The sequence below is a fragment of the Phenylobacterium sp. Root1290 genome (assembly GCF_001425305.1).
In the GTDB taxonomy this organism is placed as follows: domain Bacteria; phylum Pseudomonadota; class Alphaproteobacteria; order Caulobacterales; family Caulobacteraceae; genus Phenylobacterium.
The window spans coordinates 494,581-515,422 of sequence record NZ_LMEE01000003.1 but is presented as its reverse complement, the minus strand read 5'-3'; the positions used below and the strand labels follow the sequence as shown (position 1 = coordinate 515,422).

21 protein-coding genes are annotated in these 20,842 nt (G+C 68.5%); 15 read left to right on the top strand and 6 right to left on the bottom strand.

The window, feature by feature from the left end:
- Window positions 1-37 precede the first annotated feature (37 nt).
- The 6 genes from ASC79_RS17020 to ASC79_RS16995 all read left to right on the top strand — a co-directional run bounded on the left by ASC79_RS17020 (window position 38) and on the right by ASC79_RS16995 (window position 7,030).
- Window positions 38-1,180: an ABC transporter permease gene (locus ASC79_RS17020; protein WP_056021740.1), complete on the top strand. Its 1,143-nt coding sequence runs from the start codon at window positions 38-40 to the stop codon at window positions 1,178-1,180.
- The gene (locus ASC79_RS17015) at window positions 1,177-1,926 is read left to right on the top strand and encodes an ABC transporter ATP-binding protein (RefSeq protein WP_056021742.1); all 750 of its coding nucleotides are present in this window, start codon (window positions 1,177-1,179) and stop codon (window positions 1,924-1,926) included. The genes ASC79_RS17020 and ASC79_RS17015 overlap by 4 nt, the downstream gene beginning before the upstream one ends.
- Window positions 1,927-1,932: 6 nt before the next feature.
- Window positions 1,933-2,898 carry an HlyD family secretion protein gene (locus tag ASC79_RS17010; RefSeq protein ID WP_056021745.1) on the top strand — a complete coding sequence of 322 codons (966 nt, stop codon included), beginning with the start codon at window positions 1,933-1,935 and terminating at the stop codon, window positions 2,896-2,898.
- A gap of 114 nt (window positions 2,899-3,012) precedes the next feature.
- A complete protein-coding gene (locus ASC79_RS17005; protein WP_056021747.1) occupies window positions 3,013-3,918 on the top strand; it encodes an SDR family NAD(P)-dependent oxidoreductase in 906 nt (301 codons plus the stop codon).
- A 180-nt stretch (window positions 3,919-4,098) separates the two neighbouring features.
- Window positions 4,099-5,529, top strand: a complete 1,431-nt coding sequence (locus ASC79_RS17000) for an MFS transporter (RefSeq protein ID WP_056021750.1) — start codon at window positions 4,099-4,101, stop codon at window positions 5,527-5,529.
- Window positions 5,530-5,617: 88 nt separating this feature from the next.
- Window positions 5,618-7,030: an MFS transporter gene (locus ASC79_RS16995; RefSeq protein ID WP_056021752.1), complete on the top strand. Its 1,413-nt coding sequence runs from the start codon at window positions 5,618-5,620 to the stop codon at window positions 7,028-7,030.
- 37 nt (window positions 7,031-7,067) lie between these two features.
- Here ASC79_RS16995 and ASC79_RS16990 read toward each other — a convergent pair whose 3' ends face one another.
- A complete protein-coding gene (locus tag ASC79_RS16990; RefSeq protein WP_056021756.1) occupies window positions 7,068-8,180 on the bottom strand; it encodes an Mrp/NBP35 family ATP-binding protein in 1,113 nt (370 codons plus the stop codon).
- Between the two features lie 281 nt (window positions 8,181-8,461).
- Between ASC79_RS16990 and hflK the strand changes: the two genes are divergently transcribed.
- The 4 genes from hflK to ASC79_RS16970 are packed head-to-tail and all read left to right on the top strand — an operon-like array spanning window position 8,462 to window position 11,716.
- Complete coding sequence (hflK, locus tag ASC79_RS16985; RefSeq protein ID WP_235528762.1) at window positions 8,462-9,493, top strand: FtsH protease activity modulator HflK; 1,032 nt, start codon at window positions 8,462-8,464, stop codon at window positions 9,491-9,493.
- On the top strand, window positions 9,490-10,380 hold the full coding sequence (hflC, locus tag ASC79_RS16980; RefSeq protein ID WP_056021764.1) for a protease modulator HflC: 891 nt from the start codon (window positions 9,490-9,492) through the stop codon (window positions 10,378-10,380). The genes hflK and hflC overlap by 4 nt, the downstream gene beginning before the upstream one ends.
- A 7-nt stretch (window positions 10,381-10,387) precedes the next feature.
- Entirely contained in the window at window positions 10,388-10,927 is a 540-nt protein-coding gene (locus ASC79_RS16975; RefSeq protein ID WP_082532184.1) for a GNAT family N-acetyltransferase, read from the top strand.
- Between the two features lie 18 nt (window positions 10,928-10,945).
- On the top strand, window positions 10,946-11,716 hold the full coding sequence (locus ASC79_RS16970; protein WP_056021773.1) for a hypothetical protein: 771 nt from the start codon (window positions 10,946-10,948) through the stop codon (window positions 11,714-11,716).
- 10 nt (window positions 11,717-11,726) lie between these two features.
- On the opposite strand, the gene ASC79_RS16965 is transcribed toward ASC79_RS16970, so the two are convergent.
- Window positions 11,727-12,491 (bottom strand): PEPxxWA-CTERM sorting domain-containing protein, encoded by a 765-nt coding sequence (locus tag ASC79_RS16965; RefSeq protein WP_056021776.1) that lies wholly within the window; start codon window positions 12,489-12,491, stop codon window positions 11,727-11,729.
- 299 nt (window positions 12,492-12,790) lie between these two features.
- Between ASC79_RS16965 and ASC79_RS16960 the strand changes: the two genes are divergently transcribed.
- A complete protein-coding gene (locus tag ASC79_RS16960; protein WP_056021779.1) occupies window positions 12,791-13,588 on the top strand; it encodes a S1C family serine protease in 798 nt (265 codons plus the stop codon).
- Here the strand turns inward: ASC79_RS16960 and ASC79_RS16955 are convergent.
- Complete coding sequence (locus ASC79_RS16955; protein ID WP_056021782.1) at window positions 13,585-14,259, bottom strand: HAD family phosphatase; 675 nt, start codon at window positions 14,257-14,259, stop codon at window positions 13,585-13,587. The genes ASC79_RS16960 and ASC79_RS16955 overlap by 4 nt on opposite strands.
- 50 nt (window positions 14,260-14,309) lie before the next feature.
- Window positions 14,310-15,203, bottom strand: a complete 894-nt coding sequence (gene serB / locus ASC79_RS16950) for a phosphoserine phosphatase SerB (protein WP_056023605.1) — start codon at window positions 15,201-15,203, stop codon at window positions 14,310-14,312.
- Between serB and miaA the strand changes: the two genes are divergently transcribed.
- Both miaA and ASC79_RS16940 read left to right on the top strand, forming a co-directional pair.
- On the top strand, window positions 15,202-16,131 hold the full coding sequence (miaA, locus tag ASC79_RS16945) for a tRNA (adenosine(37)-N6)-dimethylallyltransferase MiaA (protein ID WP_056021785.1): 930 nt from the start codon (window positions 15,202-15,204) through the stop codon (window positions 16,129-16,131). The two genes, serB and miaA, sit on opposite strands and share 2 nt — an antisense overlap.
- 170 nt (window positions 16,132-16,301) lie before the next feature.
- Window positions 16,302-18,098 carry an acetolactate synthase 3 large subunit gene (locus ASC79_RS16940; protein ID WP_056021788.1) on the top strand — a complete coding sequence of 599 codons (1,797 nt, stop codon included), beginning with the start codon at window positions 16,302-16,304 and terminating at the stop codon, window positions 18,096-18,098.
- Window positions 18,099-18,139: 41 nt separating this feature from the next.
- Here ASC79_RS16940 and ASC79_RS16935 read toward each other — a convergent pair whose 3' ends face one another.
- Complete coding sequence (locus tag ASC79_RS16935; protein WP_056021791.1) at window positions 18,140-18,496, bottom strand: nuclear transport factor 2 family protein; 357 nt, start codon at window positions 18,494-18,496, stop codon at window positions 18,140-18,142.
- Window positions 18,497-18,682: 186 nt separating this feature from the next.
- Between ASC79_RS16935 and ilvN the strand changes: the two genes are divergently transcribed.
- Both ilvN and ASC79_RS16925 read left to right on the top strand, forming a co-directional pair.
- Entirely contained in the window at window positions 18,683-19,231 is a 549-nt protein-coding gene (ilvN, locus tag ASC79_RS16930; protein WP_056021794.1) for an acetolactate synthase small subunit, read from the top strand.
- 14 nt (window positions 19,232-19,245) lie between these two features.
- Entirely contained in the window at window positions 19,246-20,139 is an 894-nt protein-coding gene (locus ASC79_RS16925) for a hypothetical protein (protein WP_156378372.1), read from the top strand.
- On the opposite strand, the gene ASC79_RS16920 is transcribed toward ASC79_RS16925, so the two are convergent.
- Complete coding sequence (locus ASC79_RS16920; RefSeq protein WP_056021797.1) at window positions 20,123-20,776, bottom strand: aquaporin; 654 nt, start codon at window positions 20,774-20,776, stop codon at window positions 20,123-20,125. The genes ASC79_RS16925 and ASC79_RS16920 overlap by 17 nt on opposite strands.
- Between the last annotated feature and the right edge of the window lie 66 nt (window positions 20,777-20,842).

Here is a 20,842-nt window from a genome sequence, read left to right as displayed (position 1 = left end):
CGGGTCCGCCGCACATGCTGGGCCTGAGGAGGGCCCCATGTCATTGGCTCTAGCGACCCTGATCTACGAATGGCGCCGCTACCTGGCCGCGGTCATCGCCCTCGCCTTTTCCGGCCTGCTCATCCTGGCTCAGGTCGGGATGTTCACGGGCATGATCCAGGCCGCCACGGCCACGATCAACCGCTCGCGCGCCGACCTGATGATCATGCCGGCGAAGTCGGAAAGCCTGATCAATTCAGGCCCGTCCAGCCTGCCGCGCCGCATCGGTCCGCAGCTCTACCTCAACCCCAATGTCGCCGAGGTCGCCAGCTTCGACGGCGGCGGCGGACGCTGGACCAACCAGCCCAAGGACGGCCAGAAGCAGGTCACCACCTTCGTCCAGGTGAACATGGTCGACACCGAGCCAGGCGCCCTCACCCTGCCGGTCGACTATCCCGAGAGCGTGCGCATCGCGCTGATGGAGCCGAACGCCGTCGCCATCGACCGCTCGGGGCTGGGACGTCTCGGCGTGAAGCTCGGTGACACCGCCACGGTCAACGGCAAGACGGTCCGCGTCCGCGCCCTGCTCGACAACTATCCGGACATCAATCAGCCCTCGATCGTCGTCTCGCGCGACACCCTCCGCCGGCTCGGCATGATGGAGAAGGGCGAGAAGACCGGCCCGCTGATGGTCCGCATCAACAACCCGGCCCAGGCCGCGGCGGTCCGCGACCAGCTCAACGCCGAGGCCAAGGGCGCCTACCGCGCCTGGACCCGCGCCGAGCTCGCCCAGGCCAACGAGAGCGCGCTGATGAAGGAGCAGATCATCGGCATCTTCCTCGGCTTCTCTGTGTTCCTCGGCTTCCTGATCGGCGTCGGCATCACCTCCCAGACCCTGCGCGGAGCCATCCTCGCCAACATCAAGGAGTTCGCCTCCCTGCGCGCCCTCGGCGTCTCGATGGGGTCGCTGCGCCTGATCGTGCTGGAGCTGTCGTTCTGGGTCGGGGTCGTGGGCCTTGGCGCCACCGCCCTCTTCACCTTCCTCGTCTCGCTGCTGGCCCGCAGCGGCGGTCTGCCCATGGGCTTCCCGCCCGTCTGGGTCGCCGCCGTCGCCGTGCTGCTGATGGCGATCTCGCTGGCCTCCGGGCTCATGGCCCTGGGCATCCTGAAAAAGAGCCAACCGGCGGACCTGCTGCGATGAACGCCCAAGCCCCCAACTCCATCGCGCTCCAGGGGACCGGCCTGGTCAAGCGGTTCAAGACCGGCCGCACCCACATCGAGGTGCTCAAGTCGGTCGACTTCGACTGCCGCCATGGCGAGATGACCATGGTCATGGGCCCCTCCGGCTCGGGCAAGTCGACCCTGATCGCCAGCCTCTCGGGCCTGCTCAAGCCGGACCAGGGCAAGGTCGTCGCGCTCGGCGAGGACCTCTGGAGCCAGCGCCCCGGCAAGATCGACAAGTTCCGTCTCGATCACTGCGGCTTCATCTTCCAGGGCTTCAACCTGTTCGGCGCGCTCAGCGCCCTGCAGCAGGTCACGACGATCCTGAAGTACAAGGGCTACTCGCCCGCGGAGGCCAAGGATCGCGCCGCGGTCGCCCTGACCGAGGTCGGTCTGGGCAATCGCCTCGACCAGCGCCCGTCAGAGCTGTCGGGCGGTGAGAAACAGCGCGTCGCCATCGCCCGCGCCCTGGCGAAGGATCCGCGCCTGCTGTTCGCCGACGAGCCGACCAGCGCCCTCGACGGCGAGAACGGCCAGATCGTCATCAAGCTTCTGCAGCGCGCCGCCAAGGAACACGGCGCGGCGGTGATCTGCGTGACCCACGACCCGCGGCTCGAGGCCTATGCCGACCGCATCATCCACATCGAGGACGGACGTATTCTGGACGATCGCCGAACGCGCGAGATCCATGCCCCCGTCAGCCACACCGAGCTCGTTGGAGCCTAAGAGACCATGTTCGCCTTCGTGAAATCCAACCGCATCAAAATCGCGGCCGTGGCAGCCCTGGTCGTCCTGGGCGGCGGCGCCTTCATGGTGTCGAGCCAGGCCAACGCCAAGAAGGAAGCCGAGGCCAAGGCCGCCGCGGCCGCCGCGCCAAAGAGCCCCTTCGTCGCCGTCGCCAACGGCAAGGCCGACGTCGAAGGCGGCATGATCCAGGTCGCCGCCCGCCGGGCCGGCATCGTGCGCGAGGTCTACGTCCAGGAAGGCGACGAGGTCGTGAAGGGCCAGATTCTCGCCCGCCAGGAAGACGACGAGCCCAAGCTCTCGGCCGCTCGCGCCGCCGCCGCGGTTGAACAGGCCAAGGCCCAGATGACCCAGTATCAGGTCCAGCTTTCCACCGCCGAGCGCGAGCACAAGCGCCTGCAGGGGCTGGTGGCGACCAACTTCGTCGCCGCCCAGCGGGTCGACCAGGCGGCCGACAAGATCCGCGAGGCCCAGGCCAACATCCAGGCCCAGCGCGCCGCGATCGCGACCGCCCAGGCCGCCCTCGAAGAGGCGCGCTACAATCTCGAACTGACCATCATCCGCGCCCCGACCGATGGGCGCATCGCCCGCCGCTACGCCAATCCGGGCGCCGGCGCCTCGACCCTCAACGTTTCGAACATGTTCGACCTTGAGCCGGCCGCCCCCCGCATCGTCCGCGCCGAAATCGCCGAAAGCGCCCTGCCGCATGTCGCCATCGGCCAGACCGTCCAGATCGCGCCCGAGTCGGAGCCGACCAAGACCTACAGCGGCAAGGTCCTGCGCCGAGCCGCCGTCTTCGGCGCGCGCAAGCTGCAGTCCGACGATCCCAGCGAACGCGCCGACGACCGCGTGGTCGAGGTGGTGGTCAGCGCCGACAGCGCCCCGTTCCTGATCGGCCAGCGCGTGCTGGTGAAGTTCATGCGTGATGGCGCCAGCGCGCTCGCCGCGCGCTGATCCTCGTTCGCTCCCCTTCCACGCGGAGGGAAAAGACCGCCGCTTGACGTCCCTTCTCCCGCACCGCACAAACCGCTGCGAAATTTCAAACCCCTGTTTGATGGGAGACTTCTCATGGCGGACATCCGCTTCGACGGCAAAGTCGCGATCGTCACCGGCGCGGGCGGCGGCCTGGGCCGTCAGCACGCCCTTGAGCTGGCCCGTCGCGGCGCCAAGGTCGTGGTCAACGACCTGGGCGGTTCGGTCGACGGTTCGGGCGGCTCCTCGGCCGCGGCCGACGCCGTGGTCGCCGAGATCAAGGCCGCCGGCGGCGAAGCCATCTCCAACGGCTCGTCGGTCACCGACGACGCCGGCGTCGCCCTGATGGTCAAGCAGGCGATGGACACCTGGGGCCGCATCGACATCCTGATCGCCAACGCCGGCATCCTGCGCGACAAGTCCTTCTCCAAGATGGAACTGGCCGACTTCGAGTTGGTCGTGAACGTCCACCTCATGGGCACCGTGAAGCCCGTGAAGGCCGTCTGGGAAATCATGCGCGAGCAGAACTACGGCCGTATCGTCGTGACGACCTCGTCGTCGGGCATGTACGGCAACTTCGGCCAGTCGAACTACGGCGCGGCCAAGCTCGGCATCATCGGCTTCATGAACACCATCAAGCTCGAAGGCCAGAAGAACAACATCCACATCAACGCCATCAGCCCGGTCGCCGCCACCCGCATGACCGAGAACCTGATGCCGGCCCCGGTGCTGGAAAAGCTGAAGCCGGAATACGTCACCCCGGGCGTCGTCTACCTGGCCTCGGAAGAAGCCCCGACCGGCGCGATCCTGACCGCCGGCGCCGGCGCCTTCGCCCTGTCGCGCATCTACGAAACCGAGGGCGTGTACCTCGGTGAAGGCGGCCTGTCGGTCGAGGAGGTCCGCGACAACTGGTCCAAGATTTCCGACCCCGAAGGCCAGCAGGCCTACGTCAACGGCGGCGAGCAGAGCGGCAAGTTCTTCCGCAAGCTGCAAGGCGGCTAAGACGCCACGCGCATAAGGCGCAGGACATCGGGGGCGGTCGTTCCAGACGGGGCGGCCGCCCCTTTCTTTTGTGCGTACTGTTGCAACGAATTCACTTGCCGCGACCAAGGTTATCGCGCGTAACCTACCCTTGAGACCGCGCCCGAAGAGGCCCCGGCTCGCATAGGGAGAAACCAGACCTTGACCCAGGCTTCGCCGGCTCCGCGCGCCAGCACGCTGCCGCTTTCCACCATTTTCGCCTTCGCCGCGACCAGCCTGCCGATCCAGGCTGTGATCATCGCGGTGGCGGTCTATCTGCCCCGTCACTACGCCAGCCACTTGGGCGTCAGCCTCGCCGCCGTCGGCGCCGCCTTCTTCATCGTCCGCATGATCGACATTCCGGTCGACGGCCTGCTGGGCTGGGTGATGGACAAGACGCGGACCAAATGGGGCCGCTACCGGGTCTGGACCGTGGTCGGCGCGCCGTTCCTGATGGCCTCGATGTACTGGCTGTTCATGCCGGCCGAAGGCGTCGGCATCGGCTATCTGATCTTCTGGCTGCTGGTCATGTACCTGGGGACCTCGATCCTCAGCCTGTCCCACGCCGCCTGGGCCGCGACCCTGGCCCCGGCCTATAACGACCGCTCGCGCGTGTTCGGCATCATGACCGCCGTCGGCGTCCTCGGCGCCGCAGCCGTGCTGGCGATCCCGATCATCGCCGAAGCCCGCGACCTGCCCGACTCGGGCAACGTCGCCACCATGGGCTGGTTCATCCTGGCGCTGACCCCGATCGCCGTGGCGCTGGTCGTCTGGCGCACGCCCGAACGCATCGCCCCCGAGGTTCCCGGTCACCAGTTCAAGCTGCGCGACTACTGGTCCCTGGTCTCGCGGCCCAGCATGGCGCGCATCCTCGCCGCCGACCTTTGCCTGGCCCTGGGCCCGGGCTGGATGAGCGCGCTCTACCTGTTCTTCTTCACCGACAGCCGCGGCTTCACCACTGGCCAGGCCTCGATCCTGCTGGCCGTCTACATCCTGGCGGGCTTCGCCGGGGCGCCGATGATGGGCCGGCTGGCCATGATGATCAGCAAGCACCGCGCGGTGATGGTCGCCACCACCGGCTACTCGCTGATCCTGATCTCGCTGATGGCGATCCCCAAGGGGAACATGCTGGTCGCGATCTTCCCGATGTTCATGGCCGGCTTCCTGGCGGCGGGCTTCAACGTCCTGACCCGCGCCATGACCGCCGACATCGCCGACGAGGTCCGCCTCGAACAGGGCCGCGAACGTTCAGGCTTGCTCTACGCCATCACCACCATGACCTCGAAGATCGCCGGCGCATTCTCGATCGGCCTGACCTTCCTGGTCCTGGAGGCGGTCGGCTACGTGGCCAAGGAAGGCGTGGTCAACACGCCGCAAGCCATCCACAACCTCGAGCTCGCCTACATGATCGGGCCGGTGGTCTTCGTCATGCTCGGCGGGGCCTGCATGATCGGCTACGGACTCGACGCCAAGCGCCACGGGGAAATCCGCCGCCAGCTCGACGAGCGCGACGCCCTCTACGACGAAACTCCGATCATCGAGGTCGTCTCCGCCGAAGCAGCCATTGCGGTCCCGCCCCAAGCGGGTCGATAACACCCCTGCCCGGCCCGGTTCGTCCGGGCCGGTTTCATTTTTAGCCCGCCCCTAACATTTTTCAGGGGCCTGACATTTGAGGCGATACATGGCGAATTCCGCCGTCGGCAGCTCGCGCCTGCCCTTGCCCGTCGTTATGGCGTTTTCCTCGACAGCCCTGCCCATCGCCGCCATCGGCCTGGTCATGGCCGTCTATCTCCCGCGGTTCTTCGCCGGCCAGCTCGGCCTGTCGCTCGCCGCGGTCGGCCTGGCCTTCACCATCGTGCGGCTGATCGACCTGGCCATCGACCCCATCCTCGGCATGGCCATGGACCGCACGCGCAGCCGGCTCGGCCGCTACCGGCCCTGGCTGCTCCTCGGCGGCCCGATCGTCATGCTCGCCGCCTACATGCTGTTCATGGCCCAGCCGGGCATCACCGAGGCCTACCTGATCGGCTGGCTGCTGGTGCTCTATCTCGGCGTCTCGATCCTGACCCTGGCCCAGGCCGCCTGGGGCGCGTCGCTGGCCACCGACTATCATGACCGCTCGCGCGTCTACGGCGTCATCCAGGCGGTCGGCGTGATCGGCGCGGTGCTGATCCTGCTCCTGCCGCTGGCGCTCGGAAAGCACGGCGAAGGCGTGAACGGCGTCCACGCCATGGGCTGGTTCTGCATCCTGCTGATCCCGGTCACGCTCGCCCTCTGCACCCTGATCACCCCCGAGCGCGTCGCCCCCGACGCCAGCAAGGAACGCGTCACCCTGCGCGACTACTGGGACCTGGTCCGCCGGCCGGAGATGGCCCGGCTGATCTTCGCCGACCTGTTCATGGCGCTCGGCCCGGGCACCACCGCGGCGCTCTACCTGTTCTTCTTCCACGACGCCCGTGGCTACTCGACGACCCAGACCGGCATCCTGCTGGTGTTCTTCATCGGCGCGGGCCTGGTCGGCGCCATGTTCTGGGGCTGGCTGGCCCAGAAGATCGGCAAGCACCGCGCCCTGATCGTCTCGGCCGTCGCCTACGCCGTCACCCAGTCGGCGCTGATGATCATCCCGCCCGCCACCATGGCCCTGGCGATCCCCGGCATGTTCTCGGTCGGCTTCGTCTCCTCGGCCTTCGTCCTGATCGTCCGCGCCATGGTCGCCGACGTCGCCGACGAGGTGCGCCTGGAGACCGGCAAGGAACGCGTGGGCCTGCTCTACGCCCTGGTCACCACGACCCAGAAGATCGGCACCGCCATCACCGTCGGCATCAGCTTCACCGTCCTCGACCTGGTCGGCTACAACCCCGCTGAAGGCGCGGTGAACAGCCCGGCGGCGATCCGCGGGCTGGAGCTCTGCTACGTGTTCGCGCCGATCATCCTGGTGTTCTTCGGCGGTGCGGCCTTCATCGGCTGGAAGCTGGACGCCAAGCGTCACGCCGAGGTCCGCCGTCAGCTCGACGAGCGCGACGCCCTGGCGGCCGAAGCCGGCCTGCTGGAAAGCGTCAGCGGCGTCGGCCTGGCGACCGAAGCCCCGCGCTAGACATCCCCTCGTCCCCGGGCTTGTACCGGGGACGCCCCTAGGCCGTCAGAGCCTTGGCCGCCGCGATGAACGCCTTGGCGGCGGCGCTATCGGGCGCCGTCGCCACCAGCGGCCGGCCGTCGTCGCAGGCTTCGCGCAGCGACATCTCCAGCGGGATCTCCGCCAGCACCGGCACGCCCAGCCGCGCGGCCTCGGCCTTAGCGCCGCCGGAGCCGAAGATCGGAATCGGCGCCCCGGTCGTCGGATCGGTGAAGAAGGCCATGTTCTCGATCACGCCCAGGATCGGCGTCGCGGTCTTCTGGAACATCGAGGCCGCCCGCCGCGCGTCGATCAGCGCGATCTCCTGCGGCGTCGAGACGATCACCACGCCGTCGATCTTCATCTTCTGGATCAGGGTCAGCTGGATGTCGCCGGTGCCCGGCGGCAGGTCGACCACCAGCACGTCCAGCGGCTCGGCCTCCGAGCCCCAGGCGACGTCGTTCATCATCTGGCGCACCGCCGAACTGGCCATCGGTCCGCGCCAGATCATCGGCGAGCCCTCATCGACCATGAAGCCGATCGACATCACCTTCAGCCCCCAGGCCTCCAGCGGCTGCAGCTTGCCGTCCACGAAGGCCGGCTCCTCCTGGATCCCCAGCATCCGCGGGGCGGACGGGCCATAGACGTCCGCGTCCAGCAGCCCGACGCTCAGCCCCTGGGCCGCAAACGCCGTCGCCAGATTGACCGAGACGGTGGACTTGCCAACGCCGCCCTTGCCGCTGGCCACCGCGATCACCCGGCGCACATGGGCGGGCCGCGCGGCGTCGGCCGGCGGGGCCGGGGCGGCCTGCGGGTCCTGGGCCACGCGCGCGCCCTTGCGCACCCGCGTCACGCCCTCGGCGGGCGGCGCCGAAGCGTGCTCGGCGGTCAGCACGACTTGCGCCTTGGCGACGCCCGGCAAGGCCGCCAGCACCGCCTGCGCGGCGTCGCGCACCGGCGCGTACAGTGCAGTTTCGCTGGCGGGGACCTCCAGCATGAAGCCGGCGCGCCCACGGCCGACCGTCAGCCCACGGACGAGCCCGGCGCTCGCCAATCCCTTGCCGGTCTTCGGATCAAGGACGCGATCCAGCGCTGTCAGAACGCTGTCGCGGTCGGGGATTGTCGGCTCCATACGGCCCTTTGACTTGCTTTAACTGGTGTTGAGCCACATATCCGGCTCACAGCGCCGGTTTACAAGCCCATCCACGGGCTAACGACGCGGCCGCGCCGAAACGAAAGCAAGACGACGCGACCATGCCTTGGAATGACAACGCGAACCCCGGTCCCTGGGGCGCGCCGCCGCCCAACGAAGGGAACGGCGACAAGAAACCCGGACCTCGCCGCCCCCTCGGCGGCGGTGGTGGCGGCGGCGGAGGCGGACCTCGCGGCCCGCGTCGCCCTGATGGGCCCGAATTGAACGCCGCCTTCGAGCGGCTGCAACGCCAATTGCGCGACTTCTTCGGCGGTCCTGGCGGCGACGGCGTTCGCCCCGCGGCGGTCGCTGCGGTCGCCGGCGTCGGCGTCGGTCTGTGGGCGCTGTCGGGCGTCTACATCGTCCAGCCCAACGAACAGGCCGTGGTCACCACCTTCGGCGCCTATTCGCGCTCGGAAGGCCCCGGCATCCGCTACCATCTCCCCGCGCCCATCGAGCGGGTCGAGAAGGTGCCGGTCACCACCCTGAACCGCATCGACATCGGCGGCGTCGGCGACGCCAAGGTCCCCGAAGAAAGCCTGATGCTGACCGGCGACGAGAACATCGTCGACCTGAACTTCAGCGTCACCTGGCGCGTCGCCGACGCCAGCAAGTACGTCTTCACCCTGCGCGACCCGGACGCCTCGGTTAAGGCCGCCGCCGAAAGCGCCATGCGCGAGGTGGTCGGCAAGTCCGATCTGCAGCCGATCCTGACCACCGGCCGCGGCGCGGTTCAGGCCCAGACCGCCGAACTGATGCAGCGGACCCTGGATTCCTGGGGCGCGGGCATCAGCGTCGTCGAAGTCCAGATCCGCTCGGCCAACCCGCCGCAGGAAGTGGCCGCCGCGTTCCGCGACGTGAACAGCGCGGGCCAGGACCAGGAGTCGGCCCGCAACGAGGCCAACACCTACCGCAACCGCGTGGTCAACGAAGCCAAGGGCGACGCCTCCAAGCTGGTCCAGTCGGCCGAAGGCTATCGCGAGCAGGCCGTTCGCGAGGCGACCGGTGACGTCGCCCGCTTCAACCAGATCTACAACGAGTACCGCCGCGCTCCGGGCGTGACCAAGGACCGCCTCTACATCGAAACCATGGAACGCGTGCTGGCCAAGTCGAACAAGGTCGTCATCGACGGCAAGGGCGCAAGCGCGCCGATCATTCTGCCGCCTGACGTCTTCCGTCCGCGCACCCAGGCCGCGCCGGCTGCGGAGCCCGCTCCGCCCACGGTCGCTCCGTCGACGGGAGCCGCCCGATGATCCGCAACCTTCCCGTTCTCGGCATCCTGGTGGCCGGGGCTCTGATCGTCCTGTCGCAGACCTTCTTCATCGTCGACCAGCGCAAGCAGGCGGTGATCGTGCGGCTGGGTGAACCCGTCCGCGTCATCAACGCGCCCGGCGATCCCGACCCGGGCCTGAAGATGAAGGTCCCGTTCGTCGAGAACGTGGTCATGTTCGACAAGCGCAACCTGGCCATCGAAGCGGCCCAGGAAGAAATCACCGCCGCCGACCAGCAGCGCCTCGTGGTCGACGCCTTCATCCGCTACCGGATCTCCAATCCGCTGCTCTACTACCGCACCCTGCGCGACGAGCAGACCGCCAGCGACCGCATCGAGCGGCTGGTGAACTCTTCGCTGCGCCAGGTGCTCGGCACCGCGACCTCGACCGAGATCATCTCGGGCCGTCGTGAAGCGCTGCTGGCCCAGACCAAGAAGGACGTCGTCGCCCGCGCCGAGTCCTCGCGCCTCGGCATCCAGATCATCGACATCCGCATCAAGCGCGCGGACTACCCGCCGCAGATTCAGGAGTCGGTCTATCGCCGGATGCAGACCAGCCGTCAGCAGGAAGCGGCCCGCATCCGCGCCCAGGGCGAGCAGGAAAAGCGCGAGATCATCGCCGGCGCCGACAAGGAAGTGGCCATCACCCTGGCCACCGCCCGCGAGCAGGCCGAGACCACCCGAGGCGAAGGCGACGCCGTGCGTACGCGCCTCTTCGCCCAGGGCTTCGGCAAGGACCCGGCGTTCGCCTCGTTCTACCGCTCGATGCAGGCTTACGAGGCCTCGCTCGGCCAGGGCGACACGACGATGGTGCTCTCTCCCGACAGCGCCTTCTTCAAGTACTTCGAACGCGGTCCCAACGCCCGCTAGGGTCGTCATGCCCGCGCTCGTCCGGCCAGACCTCGCGCATATGCCGTCCTTCGTGGCGGCGATGCGCGAGGGCTACGCCCGCGACACCCTGCGCCCGGAAACGCCCGACAGCATCGCGCAGGTGGCCGGCGATCCCGCCGCCTTCGTCGCCAGCCAGCTCGCCCCGCCGACCACCGTCACCCTGCCCGACGGCAGCCAGGGCCCGGCCGTCCCCTACACGGTGCTCTGGTACGTGGAGGGCGACGCGTTCCTCGGCTCGCTGCACATCCGCCATCACCTGAACGAGAACCTCGAGAAGGTCGGCGGCCATGTCGGCTACGCGGTGCGGCCCTCGGCCCGTGGCCGTGGCCACGCCAGCGCGATCCTGGCCCAGGGCCTCGACCATATCCGCGCCCACCTGCCGCTGACACGCGTGCTGCTGACCGTCAGCGCCACCAACGCAGCCTCCATCCGCGTCATCGAGAAGAACGGCGGCGTCCGCACGGCCGCGATCCCGCATATCTGGCTGCCCGGCGAGACCTCGGTGCACTACTGGATCGACCTGTAGGGGGCCGCTGGAGCGCGCATGGAGCCGGAACGTCGCGAAGAAGCCGAACGCCTGCGCCCCTACTTCGCCGTCCAGCTCCAGTTCGCCGAGCGGCTGGCGGCGCTTTCCGGGTCACCGCTTCCAAAAGCCGTTCTCAGATACACCAACCTGCATCGCCGCTTCGGACTTGGGAGCGTGGACCTCGCCAATCCCAGACCCGAGTGGCTCCGCTTCGTGACGCGATTGACAACGCTCCGGACGCTGCAGGAGCATCTCGACTGGACCGTCAGCTGCTACGCGGACGCTACGCCTGCCGCCGACGCTGCGCTCAGGTTCGGCTGCTTCAGGTTCGACCCGCCAGACACTGACGGCGTCGTCCGCATCCACTTCTCCAGCCGCGACGCCGACGACGTCAGCCCCTTGGCGCCCGGCAAGATGGATCGGCGCCAAGCGGAACTGGCCCAGATGTGCGCCCACATCGGCCTTCATCACCCAGACGCAAAGGCCATTCGGGGCGCCTCCTGGCTGTACAATCTCGACGCCTATCGCCGCCTGTTCCCCCCGGCCTATGTCGCATCCCCCACGGCTCCGCCCCACGTGCGCCTCGACGGCACGTCGACCTGGGGCCAACTGCTGACCTACCGCGGCGACGTGAAGGCGCAGGTCAGGGACCAGATCTTGAACGGCCTTGCAAAGGTGGAGCTGGATGCGCCCTGGCGGGCGTTCCCGCTGCAGGCGCTTGGCGTGCAGGCTCCGTTCAGCGCGTTCCAGGATTACTTCGTGGCCGATCCACGGGCGGTCGTCCGCTGAACCTCGACTGTCATGAAAAAGCTTGCAGATTGGACGGTACGCGCCGTTTGCGTCGGCGGAGCGCCGAACCCGTTAGACCAAAGCCAGCGATCATCATCGCCCAGGTCGAAGGCTCCGGTACGGCTGACACCCAGGTGCGGAAATTCAGATCGTAGGCATAACCTTCGCTATAGATGCGAGAGTTTTGAATGCTGAACGCCGATCCGCCCGCATAGTGACTGCTGGTTTCATCGGGCTGCGTCGCGGCGATGTAGCTCGTCCACCCGCTGTGGCAAATGGCGTACCCGCCGCACGTTTCGACCGCCATCTTGAAGGTCAATACGTCGCCTTGCTCCACGGCGATGCCGAGCGAACTCAGGTCGAAGTTTGTCACGCGCCGCTGCGCGCCGATCTCCAAGGCGCTCTTGGTCACCGACCCAAGTTCGATCGTTCCAGGGTTCAGCGCCGTCCCGCCCGCTAGAATGGTGAGCGTGACCAGGAAGTCATGCTGGTCCCAATCGATCGCTATGTTGTCGTTCGTCCGAAGCGACGTGGCGGCGCCGAAGATGTCGATTTGATCGAGCACACCGCTCCGTCCGACAGTCCAAGTCTGCAGCGCGCCGGTGGTCATTGACCCATCCGGAGACACGTAGGACATGGCGCCCATGCCCTGCGACACGCGAGGCCCCCAGTGGTCGATCAGATTGTCGACATCAATCACTGTCGCGGCCTTGGCCGCTCCAGATCCCAAAACAGCAATTGCGGCGGCCAAGGCAAACGTACGGCGCATTTCCATGAGGTCTCCTACGACTCATGGTCAAGCTAGACCTCCACCCTGGCGTGCGTCCAACTCAATCTGGTGTGGTGCTGCTCAGCGCGAGCTAACCGCTTCGGCTTCGCCCCCGCGAGCGCATCCTGGTGCATCGCAAAATTGTTGTCTCGCGACAGCCTCGCTCTCACATGGCGCCGGGATTCACCCCAGACGCGAAACGCCGGCTGACGGCCAGACTGCGGCCAACTGTAGCGCCCCCGAAAGGGAACCAAGCTGGGCCTTGGTCGCTTTCCGGCGTGAGTTACGATCTCCGGAGCCTACCCTTGCGCACCCAACAGCTTCTCTACGCCGCCGCCGGCGTGGTCATTTTCATCATGCTGCTGCTGATCGGCTGGGGTCTCTCCCACCGCGGCCAGGAGAGCGCGCCGGCCCGTGGGACCACGAACTTCGTCAGCGCGGTCGAACGCGCCCAGGCCGCCACCGTCATGCTCACCGTCTCCGGCTCGGACGGCCGCAACGACGGCGCGCCGATGCAGATGGGCTCGGGCTTCGTGGTCTCCGCCGACGGGCTCGTGGTCACCGCCGCCCATGTCACCGGCGGCATTCCGGTGGTCAATCTGGTGTTCGCCGACGGCACGGTCGCCCGCGCCGAGCTGGTCGGCGCCGACGAGAGCAGCGACGTGGCCGTGTTCCGCGCCACCCCCGGCCGCCAGCTCACCGCCCTCTCCTTCGGCGACAGCAACCAGGTGAAGGCCGGCCAACCGGTCGTGCTGATGGGCGCGCCCTATGGCTTGGTCGGCACCGCGACCTCCGGCATCATCTCGGCGGTCAACCGCCAGATCGGCACGACCTTCAACGAAGACGATCCCTTCGCCGGCGCTTCGCTGCGAGGCCCCGTGAAGGCCTACCTGCAAACCGACGCGGCGCTCACCGCCGGCGGGTCCGGCGGCCCGCTGCTCAACGCGTCTGGCCAGGTGATCGGCATGGCGAGCGCGCGCGAGTCGCGCGGCGAGCCCGGCGCGGGCCTCGCCTTCGCGATCCCGTCCAACGTGGTCAGGGATGTTGTGGAGCGCGTGAAGGCCGCCCCGCCGCCCGCGGCGGCCCTGGCCCCGCCGCGCTAGGCCAGCGCCCGCACGGCGGCCATCAGCTCGCGAACCTCGTGCAGGTCGCCCGCGACGCGGACGCACAGGCCGTGCATCTCGTCGGTGGCCTCGAGCAGGTCGGGGACCATGATCGTCATCATCCCGGCCGAGGAGGCGGCGCGAACGCCGTTGTGGCTGTCCTCCAGCGCCAGGCATAGCTCCGGCGCCACGCCCAGGCGGGCGGCGGCGGCCAGGAACGGGTCGGGATTGGGCTTGCCGCGCTCATAGTCGCCACGCGCCAGGATGGCGTCGAAGCGCGGGATGATGCCGCTGCGCCCCAGATGCGCCTGCACCGCCCGATGGCTCGACGAGGTGGCGATCGCCCGCGGCAGGGCCAGTTCGTCAAGGTGGTCGAGCAGTTCGACCACGCCCGCCTTCAGCGCGATCCCGACCTCGCAGGCCGCGTCCACATGCTCCATCACCCGCGTGCGGAAGAGGTCGAGCGGGAAGTCGGCGCCGAAGTGGTCGACCACCTTCTGGTCGCTGGCGGGGCCGGGCAGGCCGACCATGCTCTGGAACAGCGGCAACGACATCTCATAGCCGTGCTCGGCGCAGGTCGCCGTCATGGCGTCGCGATAGACGACCTCGGTGTCGCAAAGCAGGCCGTCCATGTCGAACACGACGGCCACGGGAAGGCGGGGCAAGCTCATGGCCTCGGCTTCTACTCCGCCGCGCCCAGGAGCGGAATTCAAACCCGGCTTCAGTCCGTTACGAACTCTTCGGCGCGATAGCCCTGGAAGTAGAGCAGCGCGGTGAGGTCGGCGCTGTCCACCTTGGCGTCGGCCTGGGCCGAGACGATCGGCTTGGCCCGGTAGGCCACGCCCAGGCCCGCCGCCTCGATCATCGCCAGGTCGTTGGCGCCGTCGCCGACCGCCAGGGTCTCGGCCAGGTCGATCCCCATGCCGGCGGCCTCTTCCTTCAGCGCCGCCAGCTTGGCTTCGCGGCCCAGGATCGGCTCGCCGACCGTGCCGGTCAGCGCGCCGCCGTCCTCGTTCAGGGTGTTGGCGCGGTTGGCGGCGAAGCCCGCCGCCTGCGCCACTCGCGAGGTGAAGAAGGTGAAGCCGCCCGAGACCAGCACCGCGCGCCCGCCATTGGCCGACATCGTCCGCACCAGGATCCGCGCACCGGCGTTCAGCCGCACGCGCTCGTCATAGGCCCGTTGCAGGTCGCCCAGCGGCAGGCCCTTCAGCATCCCGACCCGCTCGCGCAGGGCGCCTTCGAAATCCAGCTCGCCGCGCATGGCCCGCTCGGTGATCTCCGAGACCTGCGCCTTCACGCCCGCGAAGTCGGCCAGTTCGTCGATGCACTCGACGTTGATGATGGTCGAATCCATGTCCGCCAGCAGCAGCCGCTTCCGGCGGCCCTCCCAGGGCTGGGCGCAGACGTCGACCCCGCTGCCGACCAGGGCCGTCTCGGCCGTGGCGCGGACGCTGGCCACATCGGCGCCCTCCACCAGCAGGTCGAGCGCGCCGGGGCCCAGGGTGCGGGGCTCCTTGACGCGGGCGTGCACGCCTGCGAGCGCTGGGGCCAGTGTGGCGAGCGCCTTCGCGGCGGCGTCTGAATCGGGACCGACAAGGGTAAGGGCGATCTGCATGGAGCCCCGCATCTGGCTGATCGCCGGGCCGACCGCAAGCGGCAAGTCCGCCCTGGCCCTGCGCCTGGCCCGTGAAATCGGGGCCGAGATCGTCAACGCCGACGCGCTGCAGCTCTACGGCGACCTGCGCCTGCTGACCGCCCGGCCCTCGCCCGAGGAAGAAGCCCAGGCCCCCCACCATCTGTTCGGCGTCGTCGACGCCGCCGAGGGCTGGTCCGTCGGCCGCTGGCTGCGTGCGGCCGTGGCCTTGATCGACGAGATCGCAGCCCGCGGACGCCCGACCGTCATCGTCGGCGGCACCGGCCTCTATTTCCGCGCCCTCACCCATGGCCTCGCCGAGGTCCCAAGCACCCCGCCGCACGTCCGCGCCCAGGCGACGGCCGAGTTCGAGGCCATGGGCGAGGCGGCCTTCCGCCAGCGCCTGGCCGCCGCCGACCCCGCCGCCGAGGCGCGCATCTCCCCCGCCGACCGCCAGCGCCTGACGCGAGCGTGGGAGGTGTTCGCCGCCACCGGGACCTCGCTCAGCGACTGGCAGGCGCGCACCGACCCGGCCATCGCGCCGGGCGCCTGGACCGGCGTGGCCCTCGATCCGCCGCGCGAGGCGCTGTTCCATCGTTGCGACCGGCGCCTGGAGCTCATGGTCCGCGAAGGCGCCCTGGACGAGGTCTCCGCCCTCGCCGCCCGCGGCCTCGATCCCAACCTTCCGGCCATGAAGGCGGTCGGCTTCCGCGAACTGGCCGCCACGCTTTCGGGCGAAGTCAGCCTCTCGGCAGGTTTGGGGAATGCGCAGCGCGAAACCCGCCGATACGCCAAGCGCCAGGCCACCTGGCTGCGTGGCCAGATGGCCGACTGGCCGCGCCTCGACGCTATCGCCCATGAGGACCAATGGAGGCAGTTTCTTGCGCAACAGCCCGCCTTGACGGGCTGAACGGGGCATGTCATGACCTCGGCGACTTCATTTGGAGAACGCTCGTGCGTGAGCTTCTTGTACTCCCTGTGCGACCTCTCGCGGACTGACCACGTGTCAGACCGCTGAAGGTCGCTCGCCCAGGCCCCTTGAGGGCCTTTTTTATTGCCGAAAATCAAGGCTCTACACAAATGACCGCCCACCAGACGATTGCTGCCGATACGACGATTGAGACCCTGACCGGCGCCGAGATCGTGGTCCGCGCCCTCATCGACCAAGGCGTCGAGGTGCTCTTCGGCTATCCGGGCGGTGCGGTGCTGCCGATCTACGACGCGCTCTTCGAGGAGACGCGCCTGCAGCACGTCCTGGTCCGCCACGAGCAGGGCGCGACCCACGCCGCCGAAGGCTATGCCCGCTCGACCGGCAAGCCGGGCGTCGTTCTGGTCACCTCCGGCCCCGGCGCGACCAACGCCATCACCGGCATCGTCGACGCGCTGATGGACTCGATCCCGATGGTCGTCTTCACCGGCCAGGTCGCCACCCACCTGATCGGCACCGACGCCTTCCAGGAGTGCGACACGATCGGCATCACGCGGCCGATCACCAAGCACAACTATCTGGTCAAGGACGTCGCCGACCTGCCGCGGATCATCCACGAGGCGTTCCACATCGCCACGTCGGGCCGCCCCGGCCCCGTCGTCATCGACATCCCCAAGGACGTCCAGTTCTCCAAGGGCGTCTACCAGGGCCCGACCGAGGTCACCCACGCGCACAACTACAACCCGCGCACCAAGGGCGACCAGAACAAGATCGCCGACGCCGTGGCGCTGCTCGCCGGCGCCCGCCGTCCGATCCTCTATACCGGCGGCGGCGTCATCAACGCCGGACCCCGCGCCGCCGAGCTGCTGCGTGAACTGGCCCAGCTGACCGGCGCGCCGGTCACCTCGACCCTGATGGGCCTGGGCGCCTTCCCGGCGTCGGACCCCGCCTGGCTGGGCATGGTCGGCATGCACGGCAGCTTCGAGAGCAACAACGCCATGCACGACTGCGACGTCATGGTCGCGATCGGCGCGCGCTTCGACGACCGGGTCACCGGCCGTCTGGACGCCTTCGCCCCGGGCTCGAAGAAGATCCACATCGACATCGACGCCTCGTCGATCAGCAAGAACGTCCGCGCCGACATCGGCATCGTCGGCGACGCCGCCAGCGTGCTGGAGGACATGATCGCCGCCTGGAAGTCGCGCAACCTCTCCACCGACAAGGCGGCGATGGATGACTGGTGGCGTCAGATCGAGGCCTGGCGCGCCCGCCAGTCGTTCCGCTACCGGCCCGACGCCAAGCTGATCAAGCCGCAGTACGCCATCGAGCGCCTGTACGAACTGACCAAGGACCGCGAGACCTACATCACCACCGAGGTCGGCCAGCACCAGATGTGGGCGGCGCAGTACTATCACTTCGATCATCCGAACCGCTGGATGACCTCCGGCGGCCTGGGCACCATGGGCTACGGCCTGCCGGCCGCGGTCGGCGTGCAGATGGCCCATCCGGACGCCCTGGTCATCGACATCGCTGGCGACGCCTCGGTGCAGATGACCATGCAGGAGATGTCGACGGCCATTCAGTACGACCTGCCGATCAAGATCTTCATCCTGAACAACGAATGGATGGGCATGGTCCGCCAGTGGCAGCAACTGCTGCATGGCGAGCGCTACAGCCACTCCTATTCGTCCAGCCTGCCGGACTTCGTGAAGATGGCCGAGGCGTTCGGCGGCGTCGGCATCCGCGCCGAGCATCCGGACGAACTGGACGACAAGATCCGCGAGATGATCGCCAGCCCCAAGCCTGTGCTGTTCGACTGCCGGGTCACCAAGGAAGAGAACTGCTTCCCGATGATCCCGTCCGGCAAGGCCCACAACGAGATGATCATGGCCGAGGAAGCCCGCGACCTCGGCTCGATCATCGACGACGCCGGCAAGCGGCTCGTCTAGGAAAAGCGTCGGCGCCGAGCGATCACTCGGCGCCGCCCGCCTCAGCCGTAGAAGAACCGTTCCTCGGCGATCTTGCCGTTCTTGACCGTATAGACGCCGACCTCGTCCATCTGGATCCGGTCGCCAGTCTCCTTCTGGGTCAGGTCCATCTTGAACCGCACCACGAACTGGTCGCCGTTCACATAGGGTCCCTCGACCTCCGAGGAATGCACCTCGTGGGCGTTGCTCCACCATTCGCCCTTGCCGCGCAGGGCGTCCTTGCCGCGCATTTCGGCCATGTCGCCGGGCATGGCCTCGACGCTCAGCACGTCGTCGGCCCAGTACTTCTCTCCCGCCTCGTCGAACTTGCCGGCCTTGCAGAGGGCGACCAGGTCGTTGGCGATGTCTTGCGTGCTCATGACTGTCAGCTCCAGGGGGTTTCGGGACAGCCCGGGCGCAGGGCCCGGCGCGGCATTCGGTCCACCAAACGCCGTTCTCCGCAAGTGAATTGTTTATGATTTGTTCCAATGCGCCGGGCAGTCGCGGCTTGCCCCTTGCGCCTGCTTGTGACACCTCGTCAGCGACCGACGTTTAGAGAGCCACGCATGTCCGACGCCCAGCCCGCCTCCGTCTACGATCTCAGCCACGCCGAGGAGGCCGAGAACCTGGCCACCTTCGCCATCCTGGTCGAGAACGAGCCCGGCGTGCTCCACCGGCTGGTCGGGCTGTTCGCAGCCCGGGGCTACAACATCGAGAGCCTGACCGTGGCCGAGACCGACCGCCGGGCCCACACCAGCCGCGTGACCATCGTCACCCGTGGCGCGCCGCACGTGCTGGAGCAGATCGAAGCCCAGCTCGAGAAGATGGTCGCCACCCGCCACGTCCAGGACGTCACGCGCGACCCGAACGGCCTGGAGCGCGAACTGGCCCTGGTCAAGGTCAAGGGAACCGGTCCCGACCGCGTCGAGGCCCTTCGCATCGCCGACATCTTCCGGGCCAAGGTGCTCGACACCACCATCGACAGCTTCATCTTCGAGCTGACCGGCGCCTCGACCAAGATCGACAAGTTCGTCGAACTGATGCGGCCGCTGGGGCTGGTGGAACTCTCGCGGACCGGCGTGCTTTCCATCACCAGGGGCGCCGACGCCATGTAGGAAGAGGGGATCAGATGGTCCGCATCGCTGCGACCATATTCTGCCTCGCCTTCCTCTCCGCGCCGGCCGCCGCCCAGACGCCGCCGCAGCCCCCGCCGGCGCCGTACGTCCTCGACTGGCCCTGGCCTGATCCCGATCCGAAGTCCTGGTGGGACGACAAGCGTCCCACGCCGGACGAGGCCGCCGATCCGCTCGGCGGCCGCCGGCCTGGCCGCAACGCGCCCCTGCCGCAGGTCTCAAACGGCTACGATCCCCTGCTCTATCGCCTGTGGGGTCTGCCGCCCCTGCAAAGCCAGGTGCTGCGCCCGGGCGAGGTGATCATCGAGGTCGCCGTGCGTCCGGCCACGTCGGTGCGCCAGACCCTGATGCGCGCCACCGTCCGCCGCGACGGCAAGGCCTTCATCCAGGCCCGCGCCGGGCTCGGCTGCTGCGAGCCCGGCATCGCCCGGCGGGTGGGGTTCGACGCCGAGGCGCCGGAGGGCGCCGCGGCGCGGCTGACCGCCCTGGCCAAGGATCCCCTGTGGGAGGCCCCGCGCGAGGTTCGCGTGGACGACGGCGCCGGCGCGGCCGACTCCCTGTGCGTCGACGGCACCTCATACGATCTCACCCTCGCCGTGCCTGGCCAGACACGCTCGGTTCGCCGCGCCTGCGACACGGCCGAGATCGGCCAGGCGGCCGACGTGCTGGAGACTGTGCTGGGCCTGGCGCTGGGCCACGAGCCGCGCATCGACGTGATCTATCCGGGCGGGGCCGATTACTCGGCCGCGCGGTCGGCCTACCGCGATCTGGTCGCGGCGGGCGGGCGGCTGAAGGTCGCGCCCACCTCGCGCGCCCACCCGCCCAGCTTCCAGGAGCCTCCCCCGCAGGAGCAGGAGGAGGCCCCGCCGGCGCCTAGCGCAGAACGTTGACGCGGTAGAGCACGCCGCCGATCATCGCGCCGATCGCCGGGGCGACGAAGAACAGCCACAGCTGCGACAGCGCCTGACCCCCGACCAGCACCGCCGGGCCGAAGCTGCGCGCCGGATTGACCGAAACCCCAGTCACCTGGATGCCGACGATGTGGATGACGGCGAGCGTGATGCCGATAGCCAGGCCTGCGAACCCGGCCGGAGCCGCCGTCGAGGTCGAGCCAAGGATGACGATCACGAACAGGGCGGTCATCACGACTTCGAAGATCAGCGCCGCCTGCAGGCTGAACTCGCCGTTGTAGCCCGGGCCCCAGCCGTTCTGCCCCAGTCCGCCGGCCGTGCCGGCGATGGCCGCCAGTATGCCCGCGCCGACCAACGCGCCGAGGAACTGTGCGATCCAGTAGAGAATGAGCTCGCGGGCGCTCATGCGCCCGGCGACGAAGACCGCCAGGCTGACCGCCGGGTTGACGTGGCAGCCGGAGATCGAGCCGATCCCGTAGGCCATGGCGACGATGGCGAAGCCGAAGGCGAGCGCGATGCCCAATTGGCCGACGTGCTCTCCCCCGAGCACCGCCGCACCGCATCCGAAGAGCACAAGCGTAAGCGTACCGATGAATTCAGCGACGAACTTCTGCATTAGAGCCTCCCGTTTGCATCGAGGCTAACCCAAGGTTGAAGCTTGAGATAGCGCCACTCTGCGAAC

Coding starts and splice junctions, on each gene's coding strand:
- ASC79_RS17020 (WP_056021740.1), top strand. CDS start 38: ATGTCATTGGCTCTAGCGACCCTGATCTACGAATGGCGCCGCTACCTG.
- ASC79_RS17015 (WP_056021742.1), top strand. CDS start 1,177: ATGAACGCCCAAGCCCCCAACTCCATCGCGCTCCAGGGGACCGGCCTG.
- ASC79_RS17010 (WP_056021745.1), top strand. CDS start 1,933: ATGTTCGCCTTCGTGAAATCCAACCGCATCAAAATCGCGGCCGTGGCA.
- ASC79_RS17005 (WP_056021747.1), top strand. CDS start 3,013: ATGGCGGACATCCGCTTCGACGGCAAAGTCGCGATCGTCACCGGCGCG.
- ASC79_RS16995 (WP_056021752.1), top strand. CDS start 5,618: ATGGCGAATTCCGCCGTCGGCAGCTCGCGCCTGCCCTTGCCCGTCGTT.
- ASC79_RS16990 (WP_056021756.1), bottom strand. CDS start 8,180: ATGGAGCCGACAATCCCCGACCGCGACAGCGTTCTGACAGCGCTGGAT.
- hflC (WP_056021764.1), top strand. CDS start 9,490: ATGATCCGCAACCTTCCCGTTCTCGGCATCCTGGTGGCCGGGGCTCTG.
- ASC79_RS16975 (WP_082532184.1), top strand. CDS start 10,388: ATGCCCGCGCTCGTCCGGCCAGACCTCGCGCATATGCCGTCCTTCGTG.
- ASC79_RS16970 (WP_056021773.1), top strand. CDS start 10,946: ATGGAGCCGGAACGTCGCGAAGAAGCCGAACGCCTGCGCCCCTACTTC.
- ASC79_RS16965 (WP_056021776.1), bottom strand. CDS start 12,491: ATGGAAATGCGCCGTACGTTTGCCTTGGCCGCCGCAATTGCTGTTTTG.
- ASC79_RS16955 (WP_056021782.1), bottom strand. CDS start 14,259: ATGAGCTTGCCCCGCCTTCCCGTGGCCGTCGTGTTCGACATGGACGGC.
- miaA (WP_056021785.1), top strand. CDS start 15,202: ATGGAGCCCCGCATCTGGCTGATCGCCGGGCCGACCGCAAGCGGCAAG.
- serB (WP_056023605.1), bottom strand. CDS start 15,203: ATGCAGATCGCCCTTACCCTTGTCGGTCCCGATTCAGACGCCGCCGCG.
- ASC79_RS16940 (WP_056021788.1), top strand. CDS start 16,302: ATGACCGCCCACCAGACGATTGCTGCCGATACGACGATTGAGACCCTG.
- ASC79_RS16935 (WP_056021791.1), bottom strand. CDS start 18,496: ATGAGCACGCAAGACATCGCCAACGACCTGGTCGCCCTCTGCAAGGCC.
- ilvN (WP_056021794.1), top strand. CDS start 18,683: ATGTCCGACGCCCAGCCCGCCTCCGTCTACGATCTCAGCCACGCCGAG.
- ASC79_RS16925 (WP_156378372.1), top strand. CDS start 19,246: ATGGTCCGCATCGCTGCGACCATATTCTGCCTCGCCTTCCTCTCCGCG.
- ASC79_RS16920 (WP_056021797.1), bottom strand. CDS start 20,776: ATGCAGAAGTTCGTCGCTGAATTCATCGGTACGCTTACGCTTGTGCTC.